The organism is Rathayibacter sp. VKM Ac-2762 (genome assembly GCF_009866585.1).
In the GTDB taxonomy this organism is placed as follows: domain Bacteria; phylum Actinomycetota; class Actinomycetes; order Actinomycetales; family Microbacteriaceae; genus Rathayibacter.
Genome location: NZ_CP047419.1, coordinates 2,554,376 through 2,567,043 on the forward strand (window position 1 = coordinate 2,554,376; position 12,668 = coordinate 2,567,043).

Sequence of the window (12,668 nt, forward strand, 5' to 3'; positions counted from 1 at the left end):
CGAGCCGCAAGGACGGAGGAGCCGGGCGCCGCTGGGCGCCCGGCCGGCCGATCAGCTGGGCGACGGGATGAAGGGGTGCTCCGGCGGGTCCTGGTCGTCGCCGAGGCGGGCGTCGGCGCCCTGGTCGAGCGCCTCGTCGATCGACTCGGGGTCGTCGATCTCGGCCGGGTCCTCCGGCGGGACCGGCAGGGAGTCGCCGTCGGGGCGGGTGGTGTCGGTGACGTCCTCGGGGGCGTCGAAGCCGAAGCTGCTCATGGTTCCCTCTCCGCGGTGCGCCCGGGAGGCGGCGCCGCTGCGGGCAGCCTAGGTCGCGCCCCCGGAGGCGGTCACGGACTTGACGGGGCACCCGAGGGGCCCCGAGGGTCGGCCTGCTCCGGAGGAGCCTCCGCCCCGGCAGCCGTCAGTGCACGTACTCGAGCAGGTCGGCTCCGAGGGTGCGCATGCCCTCCAGCACCGCGAGGCGGTAGTGCAGGGTCGTGTCGTCGAACTGGGTGGCGACCGCGTAGGCGACTCCGGCGCGCGGGCCGCGGAGGACTCCGGCCTCGGCGCGGACGCCGACGTCGGTGCCGGTCGCGTTGACGAGCAGGACGCCGTGGTCGGGGTGGCGGTGGGCGAGCGGGTCGAGCCCGAACGAGGCGGCGACCATCGAGAGGTCGGTGCCGAGCGAGAGCCAGCCGATCACCCGCGAGCTCACGGCGGCGTCGACGATCTCGCCGTTCGCGAGGGTGGCGAGCAGCCAGGTCAGCTCGCGGGCGGAGCCGATCGAGAGCTGCGGCGCGTCGTCCGGGCCGCGCTCGTCGCGCACGACGTCGAGCAGGGCGGTGCGGGAGAGGCCGAGCGCCTCCGCCCGCTCGCGCACGGCATCGAGGCCGACGCGGCGCAGCAGGACGTTGGTCGCGAGGTTGTCGCTGGAGGCACCGACGAGGGCGGCGAGGTCGGCGATCGGCATCGACGGCACCTGGAGGTGCTGCCAGAGCCCGGAGCCCGAGACCGCGTCCGCCGCGGTCCGGTCGACCAGGCGCAGGTTCTCCTGCGGCTCGTTCGCCAGCCGGGCGGCGACCTCGATCAGCAGCACGACGGTGCCGAGGGAGGCGGTGGGCATCGAGACGGAGTCGTCGACCGCGAACAGGGTGCGGCCGGTCGCCAGGTCGACGGCGCGCGCCGAGACGACGACCCCGTCGATCGCGAGACGGCCGAGGGCGTCGAAGCCGCGCTGGAAGTTCTCGCGGTCGCCGCCGCCCTTGTGGCGCCCCCGGCGGTTGCGTCGGCTCTCACGGCGGGTCTCGCTGGTGGGGATCACCACGGGTACGGCCCCTCTACGGGTCGGGAGTGCGGTCGTGCGGAGGGGGACCGGGGTCCTCACGCGCCGGCAGGACGCGCGATCGGCGGACGACCCCGCTGCATCGGTCGGCTCTCGATGCCCGGGGCTCCTCGTCCGTGGTGCGGAGGTGGTCGGCGGCGACTACCAGATGGTGACGCGCTCGCTCGGGGAGAGCCAGAGGGCGTCGCCTTCGGAGACGTCAAAAGTAGCGTAGAACTCGTCGATGTTCCGGACGATCTGGTTGCAGCGGAACTCGGCCGGAGCGTGCGGATCGATGGCGAGGAGGCGGATCGTCTCCTCGTCGCGCGACTTCTGCTGCCAAGCCTGCGCCCAGGAGAGGAAGAAGCGCTCGGCGCCGGTCAGGCCGTCCACGACGGGCGGCTCCTCGCCGTCCAGCGAGAGCAGGTAAGCCTTCCAGGCGATGCCGAGACCGCCGAGGTCGCCGATGTTCTCGCCGATGGTCAGGGCGCCGTTCACGTGGTGCCCGGGCGTGGTCGCGGGAGCGAGCGCGTCGTACTGCGCGATGAGCGCCTTCGTCCGCTCCTCGAACGCGGCCCGGTCCTCCTCGGTCCACCAGTCGGTGAGGCGGCCGTCGCCGTCGAAGCGCGAGCCCTGGTCGTCGAAGCCGTGGCCGATCTCGTGACCGATGACGGCGCCGATCGCTCCGTAGTTCGCGGCGGGGTCGCGGGCCTCGTCGAAGAAGGGGAACTGCAGGATCGCGGCCGGGAAGACGATCTCGTTGAAGCCCGGGTTGTAGTACGCGTTGATCGTCTGCGGGGTCATGAACCACTCGTCGCGGTCGAGCGGGCGGCCGATCTTGCCGAGCTCGCGGGCGAACTCGAACTCGGCCACGCGGCGGGCGTTGCCGAGCAGGTCGGCCGGGTCGATCGAGAGGGCGGAGTAGTCGCGCCAGCGCACCGGGTAGCCGATCTTGGGCGTGAACTTCGCGAGCTTCTCGAGCGCGCGCTCGCGGGTGGCGGGACTCATCCACTCCAGGTCGACGATGGAGCGGCGGTACGCCTCGATGAGGTTCGCGACCAGCACGTCCATCGCGGCCTTCGCCGTCTCGGGGAAGTGGCGGGCGACGTAGGTGCGGCCGACCGCCTCTCCGAGCGAGCCCTCGACGAGCGAGACGGCGCGCTTCCAGCGCTCCCGCTTCTGCGGGGTGCCGGTGAGGGTGCGGCCGTAGAAGTCGAAGTTGGCGTCGACGAAGCCGCTGGACAGGTAGGCCGCGGCTCCGCGGATCACCTGCCAGGACAGCCAGTCGCGCCAGGCCGGGAGCCGGTCCTCGGTGAGCAGGCCCGCGAGACCCTGGAGGAAGCTCGGCTGGCGGACGACCACCTCGGCGAGCGCCCCCTCCGGAGCGCCCATCGCGGTGAGCCAGACGCCGAGGTCGACGCCCGCGGCGAGCTCCTCGACCTCGGACCAGGAGCGGAGGTTGTAGGTCGCCTGGCTGTCGCGGCTGCGGACCTTGTCCCAGTGCGCGGCAGCCAGGTCGGTCTCGAGGGCGACGATGCGCTCGGCGCGGGCCTCGGCGGCGTCGATGCCGGCCAGGGCCAGCATCCGCGCGACGAACGGCGTGTAGGCCTCGCGGACGGAGGCGAACTCCTCCTCGCGGTAGTAGCTCTCGTCCGGCAGGCCGAGGCCGCCCTGGTTGACGAAGACGAGGTAGCGCTCGGGGCTGCCCGGGTCGTTGTCGACGAAGAGGCCGAAGAGCCCGGGGACGCCGGTGCGCTCGAAGGCGCCGACCGCGCGGAGCAGGCCGGGGATCGAGTCGACCCGCTGCACGGCGGCGAGGTCGTCGGCGATCGGGGCGGCGCCGAGCTCCTCGGCCCGCTCCTCGTCCATGAAGGAGGCGTAGAGATCGCCGAACAGGCGCTCCTCGGTGCCGTGCTGCGCGGTCTGCGCCTCGACGATGATGTCGCGCACGGCCTTCTCCGCCTCCTCCTGGAGGACGTGGAAGGAGCCGTAGCGCGCCTTGTCGGCGGGGATCTCGGTGCGGTCGATCCAGAGCCCGTTGACGTGCCGGTAGAGGTCGTCCTGCGGGCGCGTCGCGGGGTCGAGTTCGGAGCGGTCGATACCGGAGCGAGGCGTCGTCGAGGTCATGGCGGACAGCCTACGTCGGGGCGCCGACACGGTGGCGCGAGGTGCGGCGGGTCGAGCGCGGAGCCGCGGAGGGCGGGCGCGGAGCCGCGGACGGGAGTGCCCGGCGCGGAGCCGCGGGAGGGCCGGGCGCGCCACCGTCCGGCTCGCGGGGGCGGACTGCTCCTGCGAGCCGGACGGTGGCCGACGGGGACGCCGGAGCGTCAGCGCCCGAGCTGCTCCTCGACGTACGCGCGGATCGGCGTGGTCGGCCGCCCGATCAGGCGGGCGAGCGAGCCGTCGGTCCCGCCGAGGAGGCCATCGGCGATGTTCGCGTCGAGGCCGACGACGAAGCCGACTCCGCCCTCGGGGACGCCGGCGCCGGTGAGGACGCGGGCGTGCTCGTCGGAGGAGACGTGGCTGATCGCGGCGTCGCGTCCGGCGACCTCGGCGACGATCGCGGCCAGCTCGTCGAAGCTCCAGGCGGTGTCGCCGGAGAGCTCGTGCACGGTGCCGACCAGGGACGGGTCGGTCAGGGCGACCGCTGCGGCCTCGGCGTAGTCGGTGCGCGCGGCGCTGGCGACGCGGCCCTCGCCGGCGCTCGAGAGGGTGCTGCCGGTGGAGGCGAGCTCGGCGACGGTCTGCTCGTAGTTCTCGTTGTACCAGCCGTTGCGGAGGACGACGGCGGGGACGCCGCTGGCGGCGATCGCCTCCTCCGTGGCCTTGTGCTCGGGGGCGAGGATGAGCGCGCTCGTGGTCGCCTTCGGGGCGCTCGTGTAGACCAGGCGCGCGCCGGCGCGGACGGCGGCGTCGATCGCGGCGGTGTGCTGCGCGACGCGCCTGCCGACCTCGGAGCCCGAGACGAGGAGGACGGCCTCGGCGCCGGAGAAGGCGGCGTCGAGCGAGGCGGGGTCGTCGAAGTCCGCGACGGCGGTGCGGACGCCGAGGTCGGCGGCGAGCGCCTCGAGCTTCGCGGCGTCGCGGCCGGTGGCGACGATGACGGAGGCGGCGGTGCCGCGGGCGAGCAGGTGCTCGACGGCGAGACGGCCGAGGTGGCCGGTGGCTCCGGTGACGACGAGGGTCATGAGGGGTCCTTCCTGACGGGTGGGGGCGGGCGGGGTCCGCCGCCAGGAGGGTGCAACCGGCGCATCCTCCTCCTGCTTCCCGGAATGCAGTACCCACTATTTCGTTAGTACAGTCACCACCCCTGTCCCGAGGAGCACCCATGACGATCGCCGACTCCCCCCTGCTCGCCGGGGACGTCTACTCCGCCGACTGCCCGAGCCGCGAGGTCTTCGGGCACGTCACCAGCAAGTGGGGCGTCCTGGTGCTCGCGGCGCTCGCTCCGGGCACGCTGCGCTGGGGCGCTCTGCGCCGCCGGATCGGCGGGATCAGCGAGAAGATGCTCGCCCAGACGCTGCGGTTCCTGGAGGAGGACGGCTTCGTGCACCGCGAGGCGCGGCCGGTCGTCCCGCCGCACGTCGAGTACCGGCTGACGCCGCTGGGAGCGGAGCTGGCGGAGCGTCTGCTGCCGGTCGTCGAATGGATCGCGGGGAACGTCGGGGCGGTCCTGGAGGCGCGCTCGGAGGGCCGCCGGGAGGGTAGGTGAGCCTCACCTTCTTGTGAGAACGTTCACGTTCCGTTCAGGGAGGAGCCTCCACCCGGCGGCATCGGCGCCCCCTCCCCCTGCTTGCCTCGATCGCGTCTCCTGCTCGCGACCGAAGGACCTCCATGTCAGACACCGCCCGCCGCCCGCTCCTCCTCCCGATGGCCGGCCACGTGCGCGGCAAGCGCAGCCCCGTCACCTGCGCGCTGAAGTGCGCCAACGCCTGCTCCACCGCGACCTGCAACACGTCGCACAACAGCTACTTCCGCGACATCGTCTCGTCGCAGCTCTCCCGCCGCAGTGCCCTCGGCCTCGGCCTGGCCGGCGCGGTCACCGTCGCCGTCGCCTCCGCCGGAGGAGCGCCCACCGCCGAGGCGGCCGTGGCGACCGCGGCCGACGGCTCGCCGCTCGCCTTCACTCCCATCGCTCCGGTGCCGTACACGGTCGACCGGTTCACCGTCCCCGAGGGCTTCGCCTGGCAGCCGATCATCCGCTGGGGCGACCCGCTCTTCGCCGACAGCCCCGCCTTCGACATCGCCGACCAGACGGAGGCCGCCCAGGCCGCGCAGTTCGGCTACAACAACGACTACACCGACATCGTCGAGATCCCGGGCTCGAAGCGCCTCCGCGCCCTGCTCGTCGTGAACCACGAGTACACGAACGAGAGCATCATGTTCCCGGCCGCGCAGCTCGAGGCGGAGCCGGAGCGCGTGCGCGCCGTCGGCCGCGCCGCCCACGGCCTCAGCGTCGTCGAGCTGGTCCGCACCGCGGTCGACCGCCCGTGGGCCTACGTCCGCGGGGGCGAGCGCAACCGCCGCTACCTGCTCGACACCCCCTACGAGGTGACGGGCGCCGCCGCCGGCACCGAGCTGCTGAAGACGGTCGCCGACCCCGAGGGCCGCACCGTGCTCGGCACGCTCGGCAACTGCTCCGGGGGCACGACGCCGTGGGGCACGATCCTCTCGGGCGAGGAGAACTTCAACGGCTACTTCCGCGCCGTCGGCACGAGCGATGCCGAGAAGCGCTACGGCCTCGCCGACTCCGAGACCTCGCGCCTCTGGGAGCTCGACGACCCCCGCTTCGACGCCCGCACCCCGGGCTACGAGAACGAGCCGAACCGCTTCGGCTGGATCGTGGAGTTCGACCCCTTCGACCCGGACTCCACGCCGAAGAAGCACACGGCGCTCGGCCGGCTGAAGCACGAGGGCGCGAACGTCATCATCGCCCCGGACGGCCGCGTGGTCGCGTACCAGGGGGACGACGAGCGCTTCGACTACCTCTACAAGTTCGTCTCGACGAAGCGCTACATCGAGGGCGACCGCGCCCACAACAAGACCCTGCTGGAGGAGGGCGACCTCTACGTCGCCCGCTTCACCGGCGACTCCCCCGTGGCCGAGATCACCGGCACCGGGGCGGTCCCCTCGGACGGCGGCTTCGACGGCATCGGCGAGTGGCTGCCCCTGGTGCTGAACGGCGCCTCGACGATCGCCGGGATGAGCGTCGCCGAGGTGCTCGTGCACACCCGCCAGGCGGCGGACGCCGCGGGCGCGACCAAGATGGACCGCTGCGAGGACGTGCAGCCCAGCCTGGTCAGCGGCCGGATCTACGTGGCCTGCACCAACAACTCCGCCCGCGGCACCGAGGGCGCCAAGGAGGGCGCGACCGAGGTCAACCCGCGCACCGAGAACCGCGACGGCCACATCGTCGAGATCATCGAGGACGGCGGCGACCAGACCGGCCGCACCTTCACCTGGAACCTGCTGATGCTCTGCGGCGACCAGGCGCAGGGCGACGTCGTCTACTTCTCCGGCTTCCCGGCGGACCAGGTCTCGCCGATCTCGTGCCCGGACAACCTGGCCTTCGACTCGGTCGGGAACCTCTGGATCTCGACCGACGGCGCCCCGAGCGGCATCGGCTATAACGACGGGCTCTTCAAGGTCGCGCTCGAGGGCGCGACGCGCGGCAGGGTGGAGCAGTTCCTCTCGGTGCCCCGCGACGCCGAGACCTGCGGACCGATCGTCCACGACCTCGACCAGCACGTGTTCGTGGCGGTGCAGCACCCGGGCGAGGAGGGCACCTTCGAGGCGCCGACCTCGTTCTTCCCGGACTACGGATCGACGGCGGCGGGAGCGGTGGCGGCACCGCGTCCGACCATCGTGCAGATCCTGCCGGCGTCGCAGGTGGTGGCGCCGACTCCGACGCCGACCGCCGGGCCGACCACGGCACCGACGACCCCGCCGACCACCGCGCCCACGGCGACTCCCACCACGGCGCCGACCGCCGGGCCGACCGCGGCGCCCACCGCGGCTCCGTCCCCGGTGCCCACGACCGCGCCGACCGGCACGCCCACCCCGCTGCCCGTCGGCGGCTCGGGCGGCGGACTGGCCTCGACCGGAGTCGAGAGCGTCGGCCTGATCGCGGGCGCCACCGCACTCCTGGCCGCGGGCGCCACCGCGCTCGGACTCGGAGCGCGCCGCCGCGCGGCCGCCGAGGGCGAGGACGACCTGCAGGCGTGAGGCTGGACAGGGCCCGGGACCGATCACAGGATCGGGGCCCGGGCCCTGTCACGCTCGGGGACCCGCCGCTCAGGCCCCCGGGACCGGCGGGCCGGTGCGCCAGCGGAGGATCGCCGCGGCGTCGGCGTCGTGCGGCAGCGTCACCACGTCGACCCCCTCCGGAGCGGTGCGGGAGTCGGTGACGAGCACGCGCGCGTCCGTGAGCACGGCGGCGCGGGCCAGCGCGAGGGCGGCGTCGACGGAGTCGATCACCTCGGCGCCCAGCGCCTCCTCCGGGGCCGACGCGACCCACGGCTCCGCGGCGAGCGCCAGCAGAGCGCGCTCGCGCAGCCGGCCGGGGTCGAGCACCAGCGTCTCGACCTGCGCCGAGGCCAGCGCCGTGACGATCGCGCCGAGCGAGTACTCGACGGTGCGGCGCGGCTCCCCGGTGCGCAGGGCGTCGAGCACGTCCTCCTTCTCGCGCAGCAGGATCCGGTCGAGCTGTTCGTCGACGAACCGCTCCAGCGCCCCCTCCTCGCTGCCGGCGGCCCGCGTGTTCACGGGCTCGACGGCCAGGATCGCGGCGCTGCTCGGCGAGAGCTGCTGCGCGAGCAGCTGCCGGGCGTGGATGTCCCCCGCGACAACCAGCAGGCGCGGCAGGTGCACGCGCACGAGCTCGTCCACCGCGGCGGCGAGCTCGGCCTGCGTGCGCCGCCAGATCTCCTCCGCGTGGTGGTGGAACCGGTCGTGCCGCCAGCCGCCGGCCTGCGCCTTGTGGAGGGTGTCGGTGCGGCCCTGCACGGCCTGCTCGGCCTCGGGTCGCTGCGCGCCCAGGCGGTGCAGGCGGATCTCGCCGCCGTCCCGCGAGGTCTCGACGACGAGGACGCGCAGGTCGGGCCGGTGCTGCAGCAGCGGCACGATGTCCGGGAGCGGGCTGTAGGAGACGCCCTCGGGCGCGACCGGCCGACCCGGCAGCACCTCGTTCAGCACGACCCTCCCGTCCACGGCGACCGCGAAGAGGCAGCAGCCGCCCTGGGGGCGCCCGGCCCCCTCGAGCAGAGCGGTGAGGGCCTGGATGTCGGCCTGGGGCGCACCCTGGCGGGCGAGCTCGTCTCCGAGGGACGTGGCGCGCTCGAGCGAGATGTCCGGCGGATCCCCGGAGTCGATCGCGAGGTCGACGTAGAGCTGCGACACGGGCCGGGAGTCGCGGAGGAGCTCGGCCAGGGTCGGGAGAGCGGGGGTGGTGGTCACCATCGGGTCGTCCTTTCCTGTCGTGTCCCGACAGTGTCGGACGGCAGGAGCGGGAGGAGGGACGGGGTTGACTGCTCGCGCGCGCCTCAGAGCAGGCGGCGCGCGGAGGCCCAGGCGGTGAGCTCGTAGCGGGAGGAGAGCTGCAGCTTGCGGAGGACGGCGGAGACGTGGGACTCGACCGTCTTGACCGAGATGAAGAGCTCGGCGGCCGCCTCCTTGTAGGCGTAGCCGCGGGCGATCAGGCGCATCACCTCGCGCTCGCGGGCCGAGAGCCGGTCGAGCTCGTCCCCCGACTCCGCCTGCTCGCCCGCCAGCGCCCCGAAGGCGTCGAGTACGAAGCCGGCCAGGCGCGGCGAGAACACGGCGTCCCCGCCCGCCACCGCGAGTACGGCCCGGCTGACCTCGGCTCCGGAGCTGGCCTTGGTGATGTAGCCGCGGGCGCCGGCGCGGATCACGCCGACCACGTCCTCCGCGGCGTCCGAGACGCTCAACGCCAGGAAGCGCGATGACGACCCGGCGCTGCGCCGCAGCACCTCGGCCCCGCCTCCGCCCGCACCGCCCGGCAGGTGCACGTCGAGCAGCACCACCTCGGGCGCGAGCGAGGCGACCAGGCCGACGGCGGAGTCGACGTCGGCCGCCTCCCCGACGACCTCGAGCTCGGGGGCGAGGTCGGCCCGCAGGCCGGAGCGGAAGATGGAGTGGTCGTCGACCAGCAGCACGCGGGTCACCGCTCGACCTCCGCGGGGAGCCGCAGATGCACCTCGGTGCCGGTGCCGCCGACCCCGGGACGCACGGTCGCGCTGCCGCCCGCGCGCGCCATCCGGCCGATGATCGACTCGCGGATGCCGAGGCGGTCGCCGGGCACCTCGTCGAGGACGACGCCGGGGCCGCGGTCACGCACGAACACGTCGACGCCCTGCACGGAGGACTCGAGGTACACCGAGACGTCGCCGCCCGCGTGCCGGGCCGCGTTCAGCACGGCCTCGCGGGTCGCGGCGAGGAGCGCGGCGGCGCCGGGGACGGACGCTCCGACGGCCACCACCTCGAGGTGCACGGGGTAGTCGAGCTCGACGGCGGCGGCGATCGCCCGGACCTCGGCGGCCAGGTCGTTGGCGACCGGGACGTCGCGCTCGAACAGCCAGTCGCGCAGCTCCCGCTCCTGGGCGCGGGCGATGCGGGCGACCTCGCTCGAGGCTCCGGCGCGGTTCTGGATGAGCGCGAGGGTCTGCAGCACGGAGTCGTGCAGGTGCGCGGCGATCTCGGCCCGCTGCTCCTCGCGCACGCGGGCGGCGCGCTCGCCCATCAGCTCGGACCAGAGGGTCACCACCCGGGGCGCGGCCAGCACGCCGGCGGCGATCAGCAGCACGCCCACGGCGAGCACCGCGTTGAGGGCGCTCGGGCGGCCGGTGAGCACGGCCGCTCCGGCGAGCACCAGCAGCGCGCAGGAGGCGAGGCGCACCGCGGAGCCGTACCGGGCGGGGCGGACGGCGTCGCCGCGGTCGAGCCCGAGGCTCCAGCCGACGGCTCCTCCCGCGAGCAGGCCGACGGCGACGAGCGCGCGCGTGATGTCGGCGTCGTCGCCGCTGTCGACGGTGATCAGCACGGCGAGCGCCGCGACGGCGGCGGCGAGGGTCAGCAGGCCGGCCACGGGAGCGGAGCGGCGGACGGCCGGATCCGCGTCGCGCGAGTCGAGCGGCGCGAGGGGCACCAGGGCCCAGAGCCAGAGGTAGAGGAGCGCGCCGCCCCCGCCGAGCGCGGTCGTGAGGACGGCCAGGAGGCGGGTCCTCCGCACGCTCCAGCCGAGGTGGTCGGCGACCGCGGTGCACACCCCGCCGAGCAGCATCGTCCGCGGCCGCTGCAGCGGGGGGCGGACGGCGGTGCCGGGGACTGTGCTCACCCCTGCATCCAAACAGGTCGGCCGCACGATCGGGGGTGCTCTCGGGGTCGGATCAGGGGTTCCCCCGATGGTCCGGGCCGTGGAGCGCACGGGAGACTCGCAGCATGACAGGACAGAGCACGACCCCGCCGGGCTCCGCGGAGCCGGACGGCACGGAGGCGGCAGGCACAGCGACGACGCCGATCGGGACGGATCCCGGAGCGGCCGGACCCGACAGCACCGGCCCCGAGAGCCCCGACCCGGGAGCCCCCGGCCCCGCCGATCCGCCCCCCGCGCCCGAGAACCGCTTCGTGCTCTGGCTGCGAGGCCTCGACCTGCCCCGCCGTCCCGGCTGGATCGGCGGCGTCTGCGCGGGGATCGCCGACCGGCTCGGCATCGACCCGCTGATCGTGCGCGGGATCGTGCTCGTCGTCGCGGTGCTGGGCGGGCCCGCGCTCCTCCTCTACGCCGCGGCCTGGCTGCTGCTGCCCGACCAGGACGGCGCCCTGCCGGTGGAGCGGCTGCTGCGCGGCTCGCTCGACCGGGTGCACGCCGGGATCGGCGTCCTCGTGCTCGCCTCGATGCTGCCGGTGGCGCAGGGCTTCTGGTCGCTCGGCGGCGCGTACACCGGGGCGATGCCCTGGGCGCCCGCGACCGGGCGGACGCTGTGGTCGCTCATGGTGCTCGGGCTGATCGTGGCCTTCGTGGTCTGGATCGTGCGGCGGAGCCGGCGATCGGACGACGCGGCCGCTCACCCGGCCCAGGGCTCCCCGTCCGCACACCCCTCCGCGACGCTCCCCTACCCCGCGCCCTCCGCTCCCGCCTACCCCGCACCCGACCCCGGGCTGCAGGACGAGCGCCCCTCGTCCCCCGAGGCCGTCGCCGAGTGGCGCGAGCGCCAGGAGGCCTGGCGGGCCGAGCGGGAGGCGTTCCGCGCCCAGCAGAGCGCGTCGGCCCGTGAGACGGCCCGCGCCCGGGCGGAGGAGGCGCGACTCGCCGCCGCCGCCGTCACCGCCGCGCGCCTGGAGCGCCAGCGCCTCCGACGCGCCGCGAACCCCCGGCTGCGGGCGAGCCTCACGCTGCTCGCCCTGGGCGCCGCCGCCCTGACCGGCGCACTGGTCTCGCTCACCGCCTCCGGACCGACGGCCCTCGTCGTCGGAGCCGCCTCGGCCGCGCTCGTGCTCGCCGTGGTGATCGTGCTCGCCGGCCTGTTCCGGAGGCGCGCGATCGCGCTGATCGCCCTCGCGACGGTCGCGCTGGTCACGGCCGCCTGCGCCGCCGTGCTGCCGACCGACCGCGAGCTGCTCCCCGTGCTCGGCACCTACGGCTTCTCGAGCGCCGCTCCCGGCCGCTACGCGACGCTCGCGGCGAGCGACCTGCGCGTCACGGTCGCACCCGGCTACGAGACCTCCGGCGAGCCGCTCGACCTGTGGATCGGCTACGGGCACGTGTCCGTCGCCACGATGGCGGGAACGGCGGTCCGCCTCGAGGCGACCACGGAGGACACCGAGCTCCTCGTGCTGGACGCCGACGGAGGCGCGATCGACGCGCCCCGCGAGGTCCGCACCGCCGACGGCCGTCAGCTGTGGACGCAGACCTTCGGCGATCCCGAGGCCGAGCCGTTCGTGGTCCGCATCGCCCAGGAGGGCGGGTCGATCCGCGTCCAGGACTCCACACCGGGCGCCGACTCCGGCACCACTGCGCCGGACGCCGACGCCACCCCGACACCCACCCCGAGCCCCACCCCCGAGACCGGAGCCGCACGATGACCACCACGCCCACCCCCGCCACCGCCCGCCCGCGGATCCGCGTCGGCGCCGTCCTCTACGGACTCGTCCTCGCCGCCGCCTCGATCGGCCTGCTCGTCGTCTCGGCCGACCCGGTGCTGCGGGCGCAGGTCGTCGAGCGCGGGATCACGCTCGAGCCCGGCGCCGCGCTCGCCCTGGCCGTCGCGGCGCTCGGCGCCATGGCGCTGCTCCTCGCGCTCGCCCGCCTGCTCGACCGGCGCGCCGCTCGCGACGACGGCTGACCCCGGCG

The 12,668-nt window shown here is 74.8% G+C and carries 10 protein-coding genes and 1 pseudogene; 4 read left to right on the plus strand and 7 right to left on the minus strand.

What is annotated here, in order from left to right:
• Positions 1-51: 51 nt before the first annotated feature.
• From GTU71_RS12030 to GTU71_RS12045, 4 genes are all read right to left on the minus strand, one after another.
• On the minus strand, positions 52-255 hold the full coding sequence (locus GTU71_RS12030; protein WP_104222832.1) for a hypothetical protein: 204 nt from the start codon (positions 253-255) through the stop codon (positions 52-54).
• Between the two features lie 145 nt (positions 256-400).
• Positions 401-1,303: a serine hydrolase gene (locus GTU71_RS12035; protein ID WP_104222833.1), complete on the minus strand. Its 903-nt coding sequence runs from the start codon at positions 1,301-1,303 to the stop codon at positions 401-403.
• A 159-nt stretch (positions 1,304-1,462) separates the two neighbouring features.
• On the minus strand, positions 1,463-3,427 hold the full coding sequence (locus GTU71_RS12040) for a M13-type metalloendopeptidase (protein WP_104222834.1): 1,965 nt from the start codon (positions 3,425-3,427) through the stop codon (positions 1,463-1,465).
• Positions 3,428-3,627: 200 nt separating this feature from the next.
• The gene (locus GTU71_RS12045; RefSeq protein ID WP_159940242.1) at positions 3,628-4,488 is read right to left on the minus strand and encodes an NmrA family NAD(P)-binding protein; all 861 of its coding nucleotides are present in this window, start codon (positions 4,486-4,488) and stop codon (positions 3,628-3,630) included.
• A gap of 140 nt (positions 4,489-4,628) precedes the next feature.
• Here GTU71_RS12045 and GTU71_RS12050 point away from each other — a divergent pair, with 140 nt between their 5' ends.
• The gene (locus GTU71_RS12050; protein ID WP_159940244.1) at positions 4,629-5,012 is read left to right on the plus strand and encodes a helix-turn-helix domain-containing protein; all 384 of its coding nucleotides are present in this window, start codon (positions 4,629-4,631) and stop codon (positions 5,010-5,012) included.
• Positions 5,013-5,134: 122 nt separating this feature from the next.
• Positions 5,135-7,174, plus strand: a pseudogene (locus GTU71_RS12055) (PhoX family phosphatase); the annotation flags it as partial.
• A 420-nt stretch (positions 7,175-7,594) separates the two neighbouring features.
• Here GTU71_RS12055 and GTU71_RS12060 read toward each other — a convergent pair.
• From GTU71_RS12060 to GTU71_RS12070, 3 genes are all read right to left on the minus strand, one after another.
• Entirely contained in the window at positions 7,595-8,758 is a 1,164-nt protein-coding gene (locus tag GTU71_RS12060) for a Vms1/Ankzf1 family peptidyl-tRNA hydrolase (protein WP_159940248.1), read from the minus strand.
• 83 nt (positions 8,759-8,841) lie between these two features.
• Positions 8,842-9,483: a response regulator transcription factor gene (locus GTU71_RS12065; protein WP_104222839.1), complete on the minus strand. Its 642-nt coding sequence runs from the start codon at positions 9,481-9,483 to the stop codon at positions 8,842-8,844.
• Positions 9,480-10,652, minus strand: a complete 1,173-nt coding sequence (locus GTU71_RS12070; protein ID WP_104222840.1) for a PspC domain-containing protein — start codon at positions 10,650-10,652, stop codon at positions 9,480-9,482. Before GTU71_RS12070 ends, GTU71_RS12065 begins: the two co-directional genes overlap by 4 nt.
• 104 nt (positions 10,653-10,756) lie before the next feature.
• Between GTU71_RS12070 and GTU71_RS12075 the strand changes: the two genes are divergently transcribed.
• Together GTU71_RS12075 and GTU71_RS12080 are read left to right on the plus strand one after the other, a co-directional pair.
• On the plus strand, positions 10,757-12,400 hold the full coding sequence (locus GTU71_RS12075; protein ID WP_159940250.1) for a PspC domain-containing protein: 1,644 nt from the start codon (positions 10,757-10,759) through the stop codon (positions 12,398-12,400).
• Complete coding sequence (locus GTU71_RS12080) at positions 12,397-12,660, plus strand: hypothetical protein (protein ID WP_104225751.1); 264 nt, start codon at positions 12,397-12,399, stop codon at positions 12,658-12,660. The genes GTU71_RS12075 and GTU71_RS12080 overlap by 4 nt, the downstream gene beginning before the upstream one ends.
• Positions 12,661-12,668: the final 8 nt, after the last annotated feature.

Coding starts and splice junctions, on each gene's coding strand:
- GTU71_RS12030 (WP_104222832.1), bottom strand. CDS start 255: ATGAGCAGCTTCGGCTTCGACGCCCCCGAGGACGTCACCGACACCACC.
- GTU71_RS12040 (WP_104222834.1), bottom strand. CDS start 3,427: ATGACCTCGACGACGCCTCGCTCCGGTATCGACCGCTCCGAACTCGAC.
- GTU71_RS12045 (WP_159940242.1), bottom strand. CDS start 4,488: ATGACCCTCGTCGTCACCGGAGCCACCGGCCACCTCGGCCGTCTCGCC.
- GTU71_RS12050 (WP_159940244.1), top strand. CDS start 4,629: ATGACGATCGCCGACTCCCCCCTGCTCGCCGGGGACGTCTACTCCGCC.
- GTU71_RS12060 (WP_159940248.1), bottom strand. CDS start 8,758: ATGGTGACCACCACCCCCGCTCTCCCGACCCTGGCCGAGCTCCTCCGC.
- GTU71_RS12075 (WP_159940250.1), top strand. CDS start 10,757: ATGACAGGACAGAGCACGACCCCGCCGGGCTCCGCGGAGCCGGACGGC.
- GTU71_RS12080 (WP_104225751.1), top strand. CDS start 12,397: ATGACCACCACGCCCACCCCCGCCACCGCCCGCCCGCGGATCCGCGTC.